A 15,201-nucleotide genomic window follows, 5' to 3' on the forward strand; every position below is an offset into this window, starting at 1 on the left:
CACTGTCGTCTCAGTGACTGGCTCAGAGTCCGAAAATCGTCAGTAGGTACAAGATTCCCACGACGACCACGGCCACGAACAGTAGTCGCCACGCGAGACTTAGGACCAGTCGGCCGACGAACACGACGCCCAGCAGGATGACAAGTGCGACGAGCAACTGCCCGAGCGGGGTCGCCGTCAGCCCAGCCAAGAGAGTGAGTAGCATACTTAAATCAAGGTGATCGGGGTGGGTAAACGTGTCGGCCAACGCTAATCTGGTCGGATTTTCGGAATCGCGGGACTCAAGCGCGGTAATGGCTAATTACTGAAGTCCCGTTCAGCGACCTGACTACTTTCGGCCCGGTCTGCATACTCTTATTATCCCTCGTATCTAAGCTCAGAGCGAACATCAAGAGCCGCGAATGCGCCCGTCGTTTCGGCGACGAAAACGTTCGCAACCGACAACAATTTCGACCAGTGGCATCACAGTCCAATTAAATTTGTAGTAGTGAAATTCAGACAGTAAAGACTAATAGGTGGCCTCAGAATGAAATCTCCGTCCCGAATGAATCGCGTTACACCACTTCCAGTAGCAGGAATCGACAGACAGACGCGTGAGGTGTCCCACTCATGAGCGGTGCGGGCGAACTCACGGCCGAAGAGATTACCCTTCCTATCAAGCGAACGGAAGGCGTAACCTTAGAAGAGCGCCTGACCGGCAACGCGTACCACAACATCCTCCCTGCGCGTTACCTCCGGAAGAACGCCGACGGCAAGCACATCGAGGAACAAGAGGACCTCTTCCCGCGCGTCGCAAAGAACATCGCGCTGGCTGAAGCGGTCTACGAAGCCCAAAAACAGGACGAGGAGATTACGGTCACGCCCGACCAACTCAAGCCCGACCACCCGCGACGAGACGAACTCGCCGCCGAAGTGTTCGGCAAGGGCACCACCGCCGAGGACGACGCCGAGACCACGCTCTCCATCTACAACGTCAACAAGTTCGCGTACGACACCGTGGTTCCGGAACTCCCCGACGAGGTTCGCGCGCACGTCGAGGACACCCGTGACGAGTTCGAGGACCTGATGTCGAAACTATCCTTCATGCCGAACTCGCCGACGCTGATGAACGCTGGCGACGAACTCCAGCAGCTCTCTGCGTGTTTCGTGGACTCGCCGGGCGACGACATCACGGACATCCATCAGACCGCTAAGGAAGCCGCGGAGGTCTTCCAATCCGGCGGCGGCATGGGCTACGCCTTCTGGAAGCTCCGACCGTACGGCGACGCCGTGGGTTCGACCGGCGGTATCGCCTCCGGTCCCATCACGTTCATGCGCACGTACGACCAGATGTGCGAGACCATCGCGCAGGGTGGCGCACGCCGTGGTGCCCAGATGGGCGTCATGCGCGTCTCGCACCCGGACGTGATTCAGTTCATCCACGCGAAGAACAAGGACGTGAGCCTCGCGCGTAGCCTCCGACTCAACGACCCGGACGACTACACGCACAACTCCTTCGCAGATGCCTTAGAGGAAGCACGGGAACTCATCGACGACGACGGCAAGGTGCCCAAGCACCTCCGCAACGCCGCGGAGGGCCACCTCTCGAACTTCAACATCTCGGTGGGCGTCACCGACGACTTCATGGAAGCTCTCAAAGCGGGCGAGGAGTTCACCTTCACGAATCCTCGGACGGAAGAGCCGCACGTCGCCACCGAACACACCAAAGAACTGTACGAGATGTTCGACCTCGGCGAACACGTCGAGGTCGGCGAGGAACTCTCGATTCCGGCAGACCTGCTGTGGGACCGCATCGTCTCCGGTGCCCACGAGAACGGCGAACCGGGCGTCATCTACCTCGAACGAGTGAACAAGGAACATTCCTTCGACGTGGAGGAACACCCGGACCACCGGATTCTGGCGACCAACCCGTGTGGCGAACAGCCGCTCGAAGAGTACGAGGCGTGCAACCTCGGCCACATCAACCTCTCGACGCTCGCCGACACCGACGCCCCCGACTGGCGCGTCTGGTACGACGAGAACGGCGACGATTACGAGAGCTTCGCAGACGCAGTTGACGCGTTCCTCATCGACGCCATCGACTACGAGGAGTTCGACTACCGCATCGACTACGGTACCCGCTTCTTGGAGAACGTCGTCACGATGTCGGACTTCCCGGTCGAGAAAATCGAAGAGAAGGTCCGCGACATGCGGAAAATCGGTCTCGGCGTCATGGGTCTCGCGCAACTGTACGTCCAACTGGGCGTCGAGTACGGTAGCGAGGCTGGTAACGAAATCGCCCGGCAGTTGATGCGCCACATCAACCACGAGAGCAAGTGGGCGTCCCACGAACTCGCCGAGGAGCGCGGGTCGTTCAACGACTGGGGAGACAGCAAGTACGCCGACCCCACTCGCTACCCCGACTGGTTCGAGAAGCAGACCGGCCTGAAACCCGAGAAGTGGAAAGAAGGCTTCGCGGTTCGGAACCACAACACGACGACCATCGCACCGACGGGCACGACTTCGATGGTCGGTAACACCACGGGTGGCTGTGAACCCATCTACAACGTCGCCTACTACAAGAACGTCTCCGACGACGTGCAGGGCGACGAGATGCTCGTGGAGTTCGACGACTACTTCCTCCGCGTGCTGGAGGACAACGACATCGACGTGGACGAAGTGAAGAAGGAAGCCCAAGAACAGATGGCCGAAAACGAGTTCGACGGCGTCGAAGGCCTCACGACGGTGCCGGACGCCATCGGCGAACTGTTCGTCGTCACCGCCGACCTCACCGGCAAGGAACACGCCGCAGTCCAGTGTGCTTGCCAAGAGGGCGTGGACTCCGCAATCAGCAAGACCTGCAACTTCCCGAACTCCGCTAGCAAGGCGGACATGCAGGAAGTGTACGAGTACATCTACGATAACGGCGGCAAGGGCGTCACCGTCTACCGCGACGGCACTCGCAGCAAACAGGTGCTGACGACCCGCGCCGACAACAAGGAGTTCGCCGACGAGAGCGAGGCCGCGGAGGCACTCGTCGAGCAGATTCACGACGTGTTCGGCGGCATCGAAGGCTTCCTCGACAACGAGGACGTTCGTGCATCCCTCGACACCGAAGTCGAGGGCCTACTAGCCGCCGCAGACGGCCAAGTCGAACTCGGCAAGAAGCGCCCGCGCCCGGACGTGCTCCACGGCATCACCCAGCGCATCGACACCGGCTACGGCAAGGTGTACGTCAACATCAACGAAGACGACGACGGCCGTCCGTTCGAACTGTTCGCCAACATCGGCAACTCCGGTGGCTTCACGGCCTCGTTCACCGAGGCACTGGCGAAGACGATTTCGACCGCACTCCGCTCGGGCGTGGACCCCGAGGAAATCGCCGACGAGTTACAGGGCATCCGCAGTCCGAAGGTTGCGTGGGACAAGGGCGAGCAGATCAACTCCATCCCGGACGCAATCGGCACGGCGATGCGTCGTTACCTCGACGGCGAGGTGAACAAGGCGTATCCGCAACAGCAGAACCTCACCGAAGTCGAGGAGACCGACGCGAGCGCCGGTTCGGCGTCGAACGACGAAAGCGGCGCTGAGGCGACCTCCGGCAAGGAAGCCGACCAGCAGGACATCATTGCCTCGGGCGAGAGTCCCGAATGTCCGAGCTGTGGCTCGCTGTCGCTGTACTACTCCGAAGGCTGCAAGACCTGCGAGTCCTGTGGCTGGTCGGAGTGCTGACTGACGGACGGTAAGCAGTCACTCTATTTTTGTTCGGCCGGAGAAGTTACGTGAGGCGATAGCTTACAACCGTCGGTCTATGTGTTCGTGGGGGATTAGTGGAAGTGACACGAAGTGGTGTAGAGCAGGTATCAGATGGGGGAGTGGATTCAGATGGGGCGACTGAAGACGCCAACACGGCGCGGTCTCGCGCTCGTCACCCTCGGACTCGTCCTCGTCGTCGTCGCGTTCGGGGGTAGTTGGGCGTTCGCGCCCGACGCCCGGACCGTCTCGAACTCGGTGGACGTGAACAACACGACGACACTCGTCGGTGTGCAGGGTCCGGGACCGAACGGGAACGTGACAGCGCTCGACGGCAAGGGCGACGTGCGCTGGACCATCGGTAATATCATCAGCTATCAGGACGTCTCGCACATGGAGAACGGCTCCGTGTTGGCGACGTTCGCCGCGGGTCACTACCTCGACTGCGGACCGTACGAACCGCCCTGCAAGCGCACTGGCGTCCGCATCATCGAACCAGACCCCGAACCACACGTCGTCTACCAGTGGAGCTACCCGGTCAAGACGCGAGAGGACAGCGAGGTACACGACGCAGAGATTCTCCCGTCCGGCAACTTGCTCGTCGCCGACATGGAGTGGGAGAGCATCTTCGTCCTGAACATGACGACCCGCGAGCGGGTCTGGACGTGGAACGCCAGCGACCACTACGACGCGCCGCCGGACCCACGAAGCGAAGATTGGCTCCACATCAACGACGTGGACCGCATCGGCGACGGTCGATACCTCGTCTCGGTTCGCAACACCAATCAACTGCTCATCGTCGAGCGCGGGAAGGGCGTCGTCGATATCATCAACGAGAACCGTGACGTAGAGGTGCTGGACAAACAGCACAATCCTCACTGGCTCGGTAACGGAACGGTGCTAGTTGCGGATTCGGAGAATCATCGCGTTGTGGAACTGCGCGAGAACGAGTCTACGGGGAAGTGGGAGGTCGGCTGGGCAATCGCAAAAGTCGGTGGGATTCCGCTCGACTGGCCGCGAGACGCCGACAGACTGCCCAACGGCAACACGCTGATTACCGACAGTCGAAACAACCGCGTGGTCGAAATCTACCCGAACGGGAGCGTCGTGGCGAGTTACGTCGTTCCCTCGCTCCCCTACGAGGCCGACCGAGTGCCGTACGGCGAGTCGGTCGGTAGGGGGTACGAGCGAGACCGGCAGACAGACTTGGGCCTGTTCGACAAGCAGATACCGGTTCTCTCGACGTTGCTCGCGGCCGCTCGCCACGTCGTCGCACTGCCCTACTGGGTGTCGGAACTGCACGTCCTCGTGGTGTTGGTCGCGGGAGTGCTGTGGGTGGTTGGTGGGGTGATGATAGTTCGGGGTCGGTTGCGGGGATGAGAACGTTGCGGAGGTGAGCGAACTACTTCATCGTCACGTACGTCAGGAACCCGAGCGCGACGAGTTGGAGGCCGCGAAGCACCAGCACCGCCTGCTGAACGGTCGGGTCGCCCGAGTACAGCATCTTCATGCTGAAGAAGAAGTAGATGGCGACGACGTTCTCCACGAGCATCACGGAACCGAACGCGACGAGACCGAGGACCAGCGGCGTGCGGAACTTGCGGTAGTTGCGCACCCAGACCGCGGTCAGCAGGGTCAACAGGAGGATGTTCACGACCGCTAGTCCACTCGCTATCTGTATCGAACTCATTCTATCTGCTCCATGATTTCCTCGAATGCGTCTCGGTGCTGCTCGAACTGGTCGGTGAGGAAGTACAGTTTCCCGTACTCGTTGTTCCCGGCCTCGACCACGCCGTGGTCTGCGAGCATGTCGAGGTGGTGTCGAATCGTCTTGTATCGCACGTCGAGCACGTCCGCGAGTTGGTTCGCGTTCCGTGGGCGCTCGGAGAGAGCCTGAATAATCCGCGCACGGTTCTCGCCGCCACGGGTCGCCGTGAGTAGATACCAGAGCGCCTTGTCCATCGACTAGTCACTCTATTGTGTGTCATGCGGGCAGATATATTTAGGGCTCGATACGCTTGCTGACCCACCCGGTGGGACCGCTCGGGAACGACTTGCGCTTTTCCTTCGGTTGTAGGGTCCCCGTGCCGTCAGTGGCCCGGACGACGACTTCGTGGGGGTCACTCGCTTCGTAGGTGTACTCCCACTGTCGCCACACGTCCTCGCCGGGAAGTTTCTCCGAGAGCGTCGCGTCCGACCACGAGTTGCCACCGTCGGTCGAAACTTCGACGCGCTCGATGCCGCGCGTTCCGGCGTAGGCCTGCCCGCCGACCTGAATCGTGCCGTCGTCGCGCACGTTCGTCGCGTAGAGCTTTGCGACGGTCTCGACGGGGCCAGTACCGTGCCAGCCTCGGCGTTCCCAGTAACCGTTCTGCTCTTTCTCCAGCACCTCGATTTCGGTGAGCCACTTGACGTTGATTTCGCCCCAGTGGCCGGGTATCAGCGCCCGGACAGGGTGGCCGTGGCCGCGGGGGAGTGGGTCGCCGTTCATCCCGTAGGCCAGAAAGCCGTTGCGGAGGGCCGACAGCGGGAACTCTTCGAAGTAGTCGTCCGCGGCACGGAGCATCACGCAGCACTCGTCGGGCAGGCCACCAGCCTCGTCGAGGAGGTCCATGACCGGTACGCCCGTCCAGAGCGCGTTGTCCATCTTCTTGCCGTTGAGTGAGTCGCCGACGCAGCGAAGGGTCACGAACCGGTTCTCGGCGGGGAGACTGGTCAGGTCCTCGTAGTCGAACTCCATCTCCTCTTCGACGGCACCAGTGACTTTGAGGCTCCACGAGTCGGCTTCCAGCGAGGGGTCCACGTTGCTAATGTCTACCTGGTAGAACTTCTCGCTGACCAGCGGTTCGAGACCATCGACCGACAGCGACTTCGAGTCGGCGTCCGCGAGGAGCGACTCGACTTCGCTCGACTCGTCGCCTTGCGTACCGCTGGGGTCCGAGTTCGGGCCGTCCAAAGCACTGCTCGGTTGCGAAGTACTGCCCTGCTGTGCGCCGAGGACAGCACTGACGCCGCCAAAAGCCAGCGTGCCAGCGACGGCACCCAAGACGCGCCGCCGCGCCGAGGAGGACGACGAGTCACCGCTCCCGGCACTGAGTTGCCCGACGGTGAGGACGAGAGCGGCACCGACACCAGCGGCGAGTGCGGAGGTCACTGCTCCCGTAAGTGCGACGGCCACTGCCACGCAGGCTAGTCCCGCAAACGGCGGGGACGGGAGCGAGAACTTGTTGGCGAGCAACGTCCCGAGACCTGCCGCCACCGCGAACAGGGAGACGGTAAGCGCGAGAGCCAGCAGGAGACTCAGTTGGTGACCGAGGTCACCGAGTGTCTGGATAGACCACGCGACGACTGCGTCGGGCGTGGTCGCGACGACGAAGGCACTGACCGGTGCAGCGACCCACTCCGGGGTGAATCCGACCGCCGCGTAGGACCCCGCGAGAGCCGCGACACCGGCGAACAGCGCGAGAGCGCCGTCGCTAGCGACTTCGAACGTGTGGTCGTCCGTCGGACGGTCGTGGGTCATCTTATCGGCCTCGTGCAGCGTAGAGTACGATTGCGACGAATGCGAGGAGGACGGTCACGACACCGAATCCGGGCGCGAATGCCCCCGAATCGTCACCGTCGTTGGCGGTCGAATTGTCGTCATCCATTGCGGTGGTGTCTCCCATCTCGTCGCTCGTGGTCTCCATCGAATCGTCCATGGTCTCGGTCGAGTTCGCCATGGTCGTCTCGTCCATACCATCACTCATGTTACCGTCGGACATGGTGGTTTCGTTCATCGAGTCGTCCATCGTCTCGTTGCCCATACTCGTCTCGTTCGCCATCGAGGAATCGTTACCCATCGTCGTTTCGTCGACCATCGTCTCGTTACCCATTCCGTCACCAGTGGTCGTCTCGTTCATCCCGTCCTGTGCGGTGATGGGAGCGAGGGAGACGACGCCAGCAGAGGCTGTGTTACTACTAGCGGCACTCACTGTAATCGGGGCGAGGCAGAGAGCCGACACGACTATTCCGAACACGACTGCGCTTCTAACACGCATATTCCGAGCTTCGACGTGGGCATAAAAAGCAATTTTTCGAACTCTCGCCCACTCTGTGGGCACTCTCTGGGCACTCTGTTCCAATTCTCTTCCAAATTCCGGTACGCGTAAGGGGAGTGGAAACGAACCAGCTGACATGAGCGACGGTGGCAGTAGTACAAGTGAAAACGAGGACGGCGCGGAAGTTGCGGGCGGTCGTCCGTGCCCCATCTGCGAAGAGCCGATGTACCACCGTCACTGTAAGTACGTCTGTCCGCAACACGGCGTCGTCTACGACTGTAGCGACACGTTCTACTAGCTACTGAGCAGTCATCGTTCGGTATGCAGGTCCAGCAAGCAGTGCGACTGCGACCGCGCCCGCCGCGACTATCAGTTCCCAGCCGATTGCGCTCAGTCCGCCGACGGACAGGGTTTCGAGCGAACTGCCCGCGAGTACGGCCGCGACGGTCCACGGAATTTCGCCGATTGCGGTCCCGAGGACGAACGCGCCGGTCGAGACGCCCGACAGTCCGGCGGCCGCCGACACCGGGTCCGAGGGCGCTGGCGCGAGTCGAGAGGCGATCATTCCCCGAAGGTCACCCGTCGCGTCGAAAAAGCGCTGTCCGGAGTCGCCGAGTCGGCCCACGAGACCCGTCCCGCCATCGACGTAGCGGGCGAACAGAAACGGCAACAAGGCACTCGCAGTCGTCCCGGCCAGTGCGACCGGAAATCCCGCGACTGCACCGTAGCCGTAGCCTGCCAGAATTGCCACCAGTGTCGTCGGCCACGCGAACAGCGGTCGGACGAGATAGACGCCAACGAGGACCGTGCCGAACAGGAGTGGCCGGTCAGCGACAGTTCGAACCGTCTCGACCAGTCGGTCCGGAGACACCAGCAAACTCGCGGCGACGACGCCCGCGAGGAGAGCCAAACCAACTACCTGCCGACGCACGAACTCCGCCATCGGCGCGTGATTCGCGTCGGGGTGATAACTCCCTTTTGGCTCGTGGTCGTGCGAGAGAACGGACAGTCGCGGAAGTTTTAATCAGACTGGCGACCGATTTCGAAGTCGATGGCCGACGAGTCTGCTCCCAACGCCGACGCCGACACGGTCGCCGAAGACGACTCGGACCCGGTCGAGGTGGGCGTCGAACTGCTCTCGAAGCTCGAACACCCCGAACTGTCGGTCGCTGAGGCCGTAGACCGCATCGAGACGGTGACGACCCATCCGGCGACGACCCGAACGATTCTGGACGAGGCTGAGAAGCGGGGCATCATCGACCGGGAGGACGGCATCATTCGACCCTCCGGCGGAGGCTACGTGAGCTTCGAGAGCGAAATCGTAATCAAAGAAGGCGACTTCGACTGTCGGCGTTGCGGCGCGAGCATCTCCAAGGGTCACTTCATGAAACTCGACGCGGGGGAGCATGGCCCGTTCGGGCCGGAGTGCATCCGGAAAGTGACTGGTCGAGACTGACTCGACGGCACTCGCTCGCTCTCAGCGGCCGCGACTCAGTTCTTCGATGAGCGTCTCTATGGTGCGCTGTTGCTCTTCGAGCAGTTCGTTCTGGCGCTCGACCATCTCGGTGAGCGCGTCGAGTCGCTCTTCGGTGTCCCCCTCACGGAGACTCGAACTCGCAGGTTCGAACCCGGACTCGGCGAAGCCACCGTCCGCGTCGGCACTTTCGGTGTTCTCCGCGCTCGACTCGGTGACTGCCGCACTCCCTCCTTGCGCGACAGTTTCGGTCGTCTCCTCGGTCGCTTGCGCGTCTGACTGCTCGGCGTCGGAACTCGCCGTTGGGTCCGACTCGTTCTCTCCGGCGTCAGTTTCGGGGCCGTCCGCGTCTGCGGCGAGCGGGTCCTCGTCGGCCGTCTCCTCGACGCGCTCACCGGTCGTTACGTCCGCGTCGTCGTCGATTATCGCGCCGTTGTCGTCCAACTCTGGCGGATTCGCTTCGATGGGGTCTACGCCACCGCCCGCGAGCGGGTCGTTTTCGGAAGCCGGTTCGTCGTCCGCGTCGGGGGTACCTTCGGCGTCGGCGTGTTCTTCTGCCTCGGCGTGCGCGCGGGCGAACTCCTCGTAGGAGGCGACGTCGTGATACGCGAGCAGCGCGCGCTCGATGCGTTCCCGGACCTCGCGGGTCTGGTCGCTCGGGGTCTTGATACGCTGGGGCCGTCCGTCTGACTCGATGATAATCTGGGAGGAGACGTTCCCCTCTTCGACTTCGAGGGCGGTCACGTCGGCGAACGGGAACTCCTCGAAGTCTTGGTCCCAGACGGCCGCGCCGACGTGTTTGACCACGCGGTCGCTCGTAATGACGAGCGTGAGTTCGCTGAACTGGTAGGTCTGCTTGACCGTCTCGTCGGGACCGGTCACGTCCGCGGCGTTCAGTACGCCAGCGAGTACCGGGTGGAGTGCTTCGTAGAGGCGGTTCGAGGGTATCTTGAATTTCTCGGTGCCCTCGATACCGTAGTCGAGGCTGACCGACGACTTGCGTCGGCCTTCCGAGATTTCGATGCGCTCTGCGCCGTGTGGGTACTCGTCTACGGACTCGTCGCTGAGGAGTCCGTCCGCACGGTAGATTAGCGTACGCGAGGGCGTCACGAAGAGGGCGTCTTCGCCCCCGAGTGAGACTTGGGCCGCGACCTGTTCGCCGTCGAGTCGGGACTGCACGATACCGGGAACGCTCATGTGCAGGTATGTTTAGCCCCCCGTCATAAATCCGCCGGGTGGCCGGTCGGCTACTGGTCACTTTATCGAGTAAAATCCCCGTGCGAAACGGTGCCGGAGCAGGCCGAGATGAGAACTTTAAAGGCTACCACCTCCCTACCGAAAAGTGAGCCCGGGTGGCTTAGCTGGACATAGCGCCGCACTCATAGGGTTCTGAGATTCGGTGCGTTTCAGGCCTTGGAAGCCTCCCATGTCTACGAGGACCGCCGAGCCTCGTACCTGAGACATGCGGAGATCGAGGGTTCGGAGCCCTCCCCGGGCATTTTCACATTCATCACGAATCTCGTGTGAGTGATAACGCTGAAAAATGACCGCGAATAGGCGAAGAGCCCGTAGGTTCTCGGCGAACGGAGTGAGCCGAGAGCAGGAAAGGCGAGCGAAGCGAGTCTTTCCGTGGTTCGGAGCCCTCCCCGGGCATCAATTTTCGATTCGTCGCTCGCTCCGTCGAGCTACTGCTCGCTCTCTCGTTCGAGCGTCTCCGGGTCTACCTCACCTGCGAGATACGCTCTGCCGACCGAGCTAATGGTGTAGATATCGCTCCCGAGGTGTTCGACTAGTCCGTACGCGGCGAGTTCTCGACACCGCTGTTCGACCTGTTCGCGGCGCAAGGGCAACTGTGCGGCGACGCTGCTGAACGTGTCTTTACGCTCGTCGCGAAGCAGTGCGAGCAAGTGGTCGTCCACTGGCCGCATCCAGTCTGCTCGCCGTCGCATACGAACACGTGGGCGGGTGAGTACTCATGCTTTGCCCCAGCAGTTTTAGGTATACCAAAACAATTTTTCTTTAGAAGAAAACTTTTTCAGTCTCTCGTGCAAAGTTCGTCGTATGGGCCTCCTCGCTAACTTGATGTTGGTCTTCGTCGCAGGGTTGATAACGGCCCTCGCAACCGGACTCGGGGCGCTTCCGTTCTTCGTAGTCAAGAGGGTGAGCGACCGATGGAACGTCGTCCTCTGGGGAATCGCGTCCGGAATCATGATTTCGGCGTCTGTCTTCGGACTCATCCTTGAGGGGTTAGCCGAGGGAACAGCCCTCCAAATCGGCGTCGGAATCGCCGCAGGCGTCGCGCTCGTGGTCGTCAGCCACCGCTTCATCAGCGACGCCGAAGTTGACCCGAAGGAGTACGAGCGCGCGGACTTCGACAAACTTCTGCTCATCCTCGGCGTCTTGACTATTCACAGTTTTCCGGAGGGCGTCGCAATCGGTGTCTCGTTCGCCGAGTTAGGCTTCGAGAACGCTGGGTTCCAGTTCCTCGGATTCGCTATCCCGATTCTGGCCGTGTTCATGACGATAGCTATCTCGATTCACAACGTTCCGGAGGGCGTCGCCATCTCCATCCCACTGCGGTCGCTGGGCGTCAGCGAGTGGCGGATGGTTGGCTGGGCCGTCTTTTCGAGTCTCCCACAACCACTCGGTGCAGTTTTGGCGTTCTACTTCGTCCGAATCGCTCGTGACTTGCTCCCTATCGGATTCGGGTTCGCCGCGGGCGCGATGATTTACCTCGTTCTCTCGGAGTTCGTCCCCGAGGCGCTCGAAGTCGGGCAGTCCCTACCCGGTGACGGCTACCGGGAACTCGCCGGGGGCATCGCCGCGGGGACACTGCTGATGGTCCCCCTCGCGTTCGTCTGAGTCTCAGGCAACGCCTGATTACCACCGAGCGCCGGATTTCAACGGTGCATTTCGGACTGCGTAAAATATCGGAGAAAAACGCTTAGAACCGGTTTTAAATTTTATAGAGCGTTCTGAACGTTTCGTGAAACGAACTCTTTACAGATGTTCAGAGTGAATTAAACTGAACTCTCGCTAACGCTCGTCCCCTTATATAGTCCCCCGGGTCTAAGGAGTAGTCGAGGCCGAGGTGCCCTGAAGATGAGTGAACCCACCCTCCAAAACGAAAGCAATTCCGCCATCGGTTCCCCTGCTGACGCTGGTGAAGCGACCGCAGGGCGTCACAAACTCGCCGAACTGTTCGACCGCTACCACGAACACACGCTCACGACGCCGGTCGAAGTCCTTGGCTTCTGGACCGCTGTCGCGCTCCCGTTCCTCTACGTTCCCCTCCTCGTGACGGGCATCGACGGCAACGGAGAACTCCTGACGTTCTTCGGTCTGCTCGTCCTCAATCTGGCGGCCCTGATGGCCGGTCACGGCCACAAGCGAGAGTAACGCGCACGTCTCGACAGCTATCGCACGTCCCCGCACGTCACGCCCTACGGCACGCTACTCTACGCGACTCCACGCGACACACCCAATCCGACCACACGTTCCGACGCACCTACTCCCCGCGCACACCATTCTCCACTACACTTCTTTCTCCCTCACTGAGCGCTTCTCTCGAACATTCCCTCTCGACCGCGCTTCTCTCGACCGATTCGGTCTCACAGCTCTCGGCATGACTTTAGGCTACGACTATACCTACTCCATCCGTCGATGAACGCGCTTAACAGCTTGCTGTGACAAAACTAGCGTATGGATTTAGACGCCGTGTCGCTCGGCCGAACTGGAACGAAGGTGAGCGAAATCGCGTTCGGGACGTGGCGCTTCGGCCGCGAAGACGACGAGGGAACCGTCGAAGTCGGTGAGAAGCAAGCACACGAACTGCTCGACGCCTACGCCGACGCGGGTGGGAACTTCATCGACACCGCCGACATGTACGGCGAAGGGCGCAGTGAGGAGTACATCGGCAACTGGCTAGCAGACCGTGAGCGCGAAGACTTCGTCCTCGCTTCGAAGATTTACTGGCCGACTCGCGACGGCCCGAACGGTAGCGGTCTCTCGCGCAAACACCTCCGGAACAGTCTCGAAGAGATTCTCCATCGCCTCGGCACCGACTACATCGACCTACTCTACATCCACCGCTGGGACGACGAGACGCCCGCCGAGGAGTTCATGCGCACGCTCGACGAGTTCGTCCGCGACGGCAAGGTAAACTACCTCGGAGCCTCGACGCTCGAACCCAACGCGTGGAAGGTCGCCAAAGCCAACGAAATCGCGGACAAGCGCGGATACGAACCGTTCAAACTGGCACAGCCCCGCTACAACCTCGCCAACCGAGAAATCGAGGGCAACTATCTCGACATGTGTCGCGACTACGACGTGGGCGTCGTGCCGTGGAGTCCGCTCGCTGGTGGTTTCCTGACCGGCAAGTACAGTCGGGGCGAAGAACCACCGGAAGGCACTCGCGGCGCAACCGACGAGCAGTTCCGCGACTCGTATCTCACCGCGGAGAATTTCGACGTGCTGGAAACCGTCGAAACTGTCGCGGAGGAAGTCGGTTCGTCACCTGCACAGGTCAGTCTCGCGTGGTTGACCCACCACGAACAAGTTTCGGCTCCTATCGTCGGGGCGCGAACGGTCGAACAGTTGAACGAGAATCTCGTGGCGACCGACATCGAACTGACCGACGAGCAGTTCGAGCGGTTGGCGACGGCGAAATAGAATTTCCGTATCCACCCCTTTTCGAAGCTCGTCTCAGTCCCGATACAGCGGCACCAGCAGTCCGAGCGCGAGTACCGAGACGACCGGGTGACTCAGCGACTCCACGCCGAAGAAGTACAGCGCGCTGTTGCACGCGACGATAGTCAGACCGACGACGAAGAGGAAGGTTGCAGTGTCGTCAAGATTCGAGAGGGAGAGGCGAGTCCGCGTTAGTCGGTCCATCGAGATGCTCTGGTCACTACCTCTTAAAAGCCCTTGCGGCCTGCGGTGGAGCGGGAGTCACCGGTCACCGACGACTGCTCGGATTCTGGGCAGTTCGCGGGCTAAGGCGCGTCGTTTCAGCAGGCAGAAACCTGCGAAGATGACGAGGAAGCCAGTTCCCGTCGAAATCGTCACCGGTTCGCTCAAGAAGAACCACCCCGAGAGCGCGGCGAAGATGGGCGCGACGTAGGAGACGAGGTTGATTTCGATGGGACCCAGCTTTTCGAGCAGGTCGAAGTAGACGAGGAACCCGATTGCGCTGGCGGCTATCGAGAGGTACCCGAGCGCGAGGATGGCGTCCGGGGTCCACCGAATCGCGGCGATCGATTCGCTGGGTCGCGCGAAGCTCACGACGTGCATCAGTAGCGCGCCGAACACCATCGACCACGCCTCCATCGTCTCGATGGGCAGTTGGGCGTCGATGCGTCGCGTGAGAACGCTCCCGAGCGCGAACGATGCGGCGGCGGCGAACACGAGCAGTTGCCCGACCACGTCCTCGGTCAACAGGTTGTTGGGGTCCGGTTGGCTCAGCACGACGACGCCGACTAGTCCGAGGAGAAGTCCTGCGAGTCCGAGCGGCGTCAACCGCTCGCTCGGGAGGAACACTCGCGCGAAGCCAGTCGTCAGAATCGGACTCAAGCTGACGACGACTGCGGCGACGGCGCTCGTCGTGTACTGTTCGCCGACGAACAGGAAGGCGTGGTACGCGGCTATCATCAGCGTGGCACCCACAGCGATGAGTGCCCACTCGCCTCGGTTCCGCGGCCGCCAGTGGTCGGTTACGTAGACGGCGTAGCCGAGCATGAGCAGTCCGGCGATGTCGTAGCGCACCGCCGCGAACAGCACGGGCGGGAAGTACGCCAACCCGGCTTTGATGGCCATGAACGCCGACCCCCACACGGCGGCGAGCAACACGAACAGCGCGACGTTCCGATAGCTGGTCACTGCGGAGACTCGCCCTCGCGTGGGCCTGAAGGTTTCGAAAGCGGAAGGAACTGTTCGCGTTCAGTGATGGTCGTAGTA

17 protein-coding genes and 1 tRNA gene are annotated in these 15,201 nt (G+C 61.5%); 8 read left to right on the forward strand and 10 right to left on the reverse strand.

Annotated features, from left to right (window positions below):
• Positions 1-22 precede the first annotated feature (22 nt).
• A complete protein-coding gene (locus tag F7R90_RS04510) occupies positions 23-205 on the reverse strand; it encodes a hypothetical protein (protein WP_158056079.1) in 183 nt (60 codons plus the stop codon).
• 404 nt (positions 206-609) lie between these two features.
• Between F7R90_RS04510 and F7R90_RS04515 the strand changes: the two genes are divergently transcribed.
• On the forward strand, positions 610-3,711 hold the full coding sequence (locus F7R90_RS04515) for an adenosylcobalamin-dependent ribonucleoside-diphosphate reductase (RefSeq protein ID WP_158056080.1): 3,102 nt from the start codon (positions 610-612) through the stop codon (positions 3,709-3,711).
• Between the two features lie 135 nt (positions 3,712-3,846).
• On the forward strand, positions 3,847-5,112 hold the full coding sequence (locus F7R90_RS04520; RefSeq protein WP_225741260.1) for an aryl-sulfate sulfotransferase: 1,266 nt from the start codon (positions 3,847-3,849) through the stop codon (positions 5,110-5,112).
• Positions 5,113-5,134: 22 nt separating this feature from the next.
• On the opposite strand, the gene F7R90_RS04525 is transcribed toward F7R90_RS04520, so the two are convergent.
• Genes F7R90_RS04525 through F7R90_RS22505 form a run of 4 tightly spaced genes read right to left on the reverse strand, consistent with a single transcriptional unit; the run spans position 5,135 to position 7,772 of the window.
• Complete coding sequence (locus F7R90_RS04525; RefSeq protein ID WP_158056081.1) at positions 5,135-5,422, reverse strand: hypothetical protein; 288 nt, start codon at positions 5,420-5,422, stop codon at positions 5,135-5,137.
• Entirely contained in the window at positions 5,419-5,694 is a 276-nt protein-coding gene (locus tag F7R90_RS04530) for an ArsR/SmtB family transcription factor (protein ID WP_158056082.1), read from the reverse strand. The genes F7R90_RS04525 and F7R90_RS04530 overlap by 4 nt, the downstream gene beginning before the upstream one ends.
• Before the next feature lie 40 nt (positions 5,695-5,734).
• A complete protein-coding gene (locus tag F7R90_RS04535; RefSeq protein WP_158056083.1) occupies positions 5,735-7,255 on the reverse strand; it encodes a molybdopterin-dependent oxidoreductase in 1,521 nt (506 codons plus the stop codon).
• Between the two features lies 1 nt (position 7,256).
• Positions 7,257-7,772: a PGF-CTERM sorting domain-containing protein gene (locus F7R90_RS22505; protein ID WP_158056084.1), complete on the reverse strand. Its 516-nt coding sequence runs from the start codon at positions 7,770-7,772 to the stop codon at positions 7,257-7,259.
• 136 nt (positions 7,773-7,908) lie between these two features.
• On the opposite strand from F7R90_RS22505, the gene F7R90_RS22810 reads away from it, so the two are divergent.
• Positions 7,909-8,070 (forward strand): HVO_2523 family zinc finger protein, encoded by a 162-nt coding sequence (locus F7R90_RS22810; RefSeq protein WP_192498400.1) that lies wholly within the window; start codon positions 7,909-7,911, stop codon positions 8,068-8,070.
• On the opposite strand, the gene F7R90_RS04545 is transcribed toward F7R90_RS22810, so the two are convergent.
• Positions 8,071-8,715 carry a TVP38/TMEM64 family protein gene (locus F7R90_RS04545; RefSeq protein ID WP_158056085.1) on the reverse strand — a complete coding sequence of 215 codons (645 nt, stop codon included), beginning with the start codon at positions 8,713-8,715 and terminating at the stop codon, positions 8,071-8,073. It lies immediately after the preceding gene.
• 108 nt (positions 8,716-8,823) lie between these two features.
• On the opposite strand from F7R90_RS04545, the gene F7R90_RS04550 reads away from it, so the two are divergent.
• Positions 8,824-9,228, forward strand: coding sequence for a DUF5830 family protein (locus F7R90_RS04550; RefSeq protein WP_158056086.1), 405 nt, complete (start codon positions 8,824-8,826; stop codon positions 9,226-9,228).
• 21 nt (positions 9,229-9,249) lie between these two features.
• Here F7R90_RS04550 and F7R90_RS04555 read toward each other — a convergent pair whose 3' ends face one another.
• Positions 9,250-10,443: a DUF7115 domain-containing protein gene (locus F7R90_RS04555; protein ID WP_158056087.1), complete on the reverse strand. Its 1,194-nt coding sequence runs from the start codon at positions 10,441-10,443 to the stop codon at positions 9,250-9,252.
• Positions 10,444-10,592: 149 nt separating this feature from the next.
• On the opposite strand from F7R90_RS04555, the gene F7R90_RS04560 reads away from it, so the two are divergent.
• Positions 10,593-10,744 (forward strand) — tRNA-Met (locus F7R90_RS04560).
• Between the two features lie 187 nt (positions 10,745-10,931).
• Here the strand turns inward: F7R90_RS04560 and F7R90_RS04565 are convergent.
• On the reverse strand, positions 10,932-11,195 hold the full coding sequence (locus F7R90_RS04565; protein ID WP_158056088.1) for a hypothetical protein: 264 nt from the start codon (positions 11,193-11,195) through the stop codon (positions 10,932-10,934).
• Between the two features lie 112 nt (positions 11,196-11,307).
• Between F7R90_RS04565 and F7R90_RS04570 the strand changes: the two genes are divergently transcribed.
• From F7R90_RS04570 to F7R90_RS04580, 3 genes are all read left to right on the forward strand, one after another.
• Positions 11,308-12,108, forward strand: a complete 801-nt coding sequence (locus F7R90_RS04570; RefSeq protein WP_158056089.1) for a ZIP family metal transporter — start codon at positions 11,308-11,310, stop codon at positions 12,106-12,108.
• 240 nt (positions 12,109-12,348) lie between these two features.
• Positions 12,349-12,645, forward strand: coding sequence for a hypothetical protein (locus tag F7R90_RS04575; RefSeq protein WP_158056090.1), 297 nt, complete (start codon positions 12,349-12,351; stop codon positions 12,643-12,645).
• 303 nt (positions 12,646-12,948) lie between these two features.
• Positions 12,949-13,917, forward strand: a complete 969-nt coding sequence (locus tag F7R90_RS04580; protein ID WP_158056091.1) for an aldo/keto reductase — start codon at positions 12,949-12,951, stop codon at positions 13,915-13,917.
• A gap of 33 nt (positions 13,918-13,950) precedes the next feature.
• On the opposite strand, the gene F7R90_RS04585 is transcribed toward F7R90_RS04580, so the two are convergent.
• Together F7R90_RS04585 and F7R90_RS04590 are read right to left on the reverse strand one after the other, a co-directional pair.
• Positions 13,951-14,139, reverse strand: coding sequence for a hypothetical protein (locus F7R90_RS04585; protein WP_158056092.1), 189 nt, complete (start codon positions 14,137-14,139; stop codon positions 13,951-13,953).
• A 57-nt stretch (positions 14,140-14,196) separates the two neighbouring features.
• On the reverse strand, positions 14,197-15,123 hold the full coding sequence (locus tag F7R90_RS04590; protein WP_158056093.1) for a DMT family transporter: 927 nt from the start codon (positions 15,121-15,123) through the stop codon (positions 14,197-14,199).
• Between the last annotated feature and the right edge of the window lie 78 nt (positions 15,124-15,201).

It is taken from the genome of Halorussus halophilus (assembly GCF_008831545.1).
GTDB lineage: Archaea > Halobacteriota > Halobacteria > Halobacteriales > Haladaptataceae > Halorussus > Halorussus halophilus.

What these genes read in the sequence shown, in the direction of transcription:
- F7R90_RS04525 (WP_158056081.1), bottom strand. Translation starts at nt 5,422, where the DNA reads ATGAGTTCGATACAGATAGCGAGTGGACTAGCGGTCGTGAACATCCTC.
- F7R90_RS04515 (WP_158056080.1), top strand. Translation starts at nt 610, where the DNA reads ATGAGCGGTGCGGGCGAACTCACGGCCGAAGAGATTACCCTTCCTATC.
- F7R90_RS04570 (WP_158056089.1), top strand. Translation starts at nt 11,308, where the DNA reads ATGGGCCTCCTCGCTAACTTGATGTTGGTCTTCGTCGCAGGGTTGATA.
- F7R90_RS04510 (WP_158056079.1), bottom strand. Translation starts at nt 205, where the DNA reads ATGCTACTCACTCTCTTGGCTGGGCTGACGGCGACCCCGCTCGGGCAG.
- F7R90_RS04565 (WP_158056088.1), bottom strand. Translation starts at nt 11,195, where the DNA reads ATGCGACGGCGAGCAGACTGGATGCGGCCAGTGGACGACCACTTGCTC.
- F7R90_RS22810 (WP_192498400.1), top strand. Translation starts at nt 7,909, where the DNA reads ATGAGCGACGGTGGCAGTAGTACAAGTGAAAACGAGGACGGCGCGGAA.
- F7R90_RS04575 (WP_158056090.1), top strand. Translation starts at nt 12,349, where the DNA reads ATGAGTGAACCCACCCTCCAAAACGAAAGCAATTCCGCCATCGGTTCC.
- F7R90_RS04535 (WP_158056083.1), bottom strand. Translation starts at nt 7,255, where the DNA reads ATGACCCACGACCGTCCGACGGACGACCACACGTTCGAAGTCGCTAGC.
- F7R90_RS04550 (WP_158056086.1), top strand. Translation starts at nt 8,824, where the DNA reads ATGGCCGACGAGTCTGCTCCCAACGCCGACGCCGACACGGTCGCCGAA.
- F7R90_RS04585 (WP_158056092.1), bottom strand. Translation starts at nt 14,139, where the DNA reads ATGGACCGACTAACGCGGACTCGCCTCTCCCTCTCGAATCTTGACGAC.
- F7R90_RS04555 (WP_158056087.1), bottom strand. Translation starts at nt 10,443, where the DNA reads ATGAGCGTTCCCGGTATCGTGCAGTCCCGACTCGACGGCGAACAGGTC.
- F7R90_RS04530 (WP_158056082.1), bottom strand. Translation starts at nt 5,694, where the DNA reads ATGGACAAGGCGCTCTGGTATCTACTCACGGCGACCCGTGGCGGCGAG.
- F7R90_RS22505 (WP_158056084.1), bottom strand. Translation starts at nt 7,772, where the DNA reads ATGCGTGTTAGAAGCGCAGTCGTGTTCGGAATAGTCGTGTCGGCTCTC.
- F7R90_RS04545 (WP_158056085.1), bottom strand. Translation starts at nt 8,715, where the DNA reads ATGGCGGAGTTCGTGCGTCGGCAGGTAGTTGGTTTGGCTCTCCTCGCG.
- F7R90_RS04520 (WP_225741260.1), top strand. Translation starts at nt 3,847, where the DNA reads ATGGGGGAGTGGATTCAGATGGGGCGACTGAAGACGCCAACACGGCGC.
- F7R90_RS04580 (WP_158056091.1), top strand. Translation starts at nt 12,949, where the DNA reads ATGGATTTAGACGCCGTGTCGCTCGGCCGAACTGGAACGAAGGTGAGC.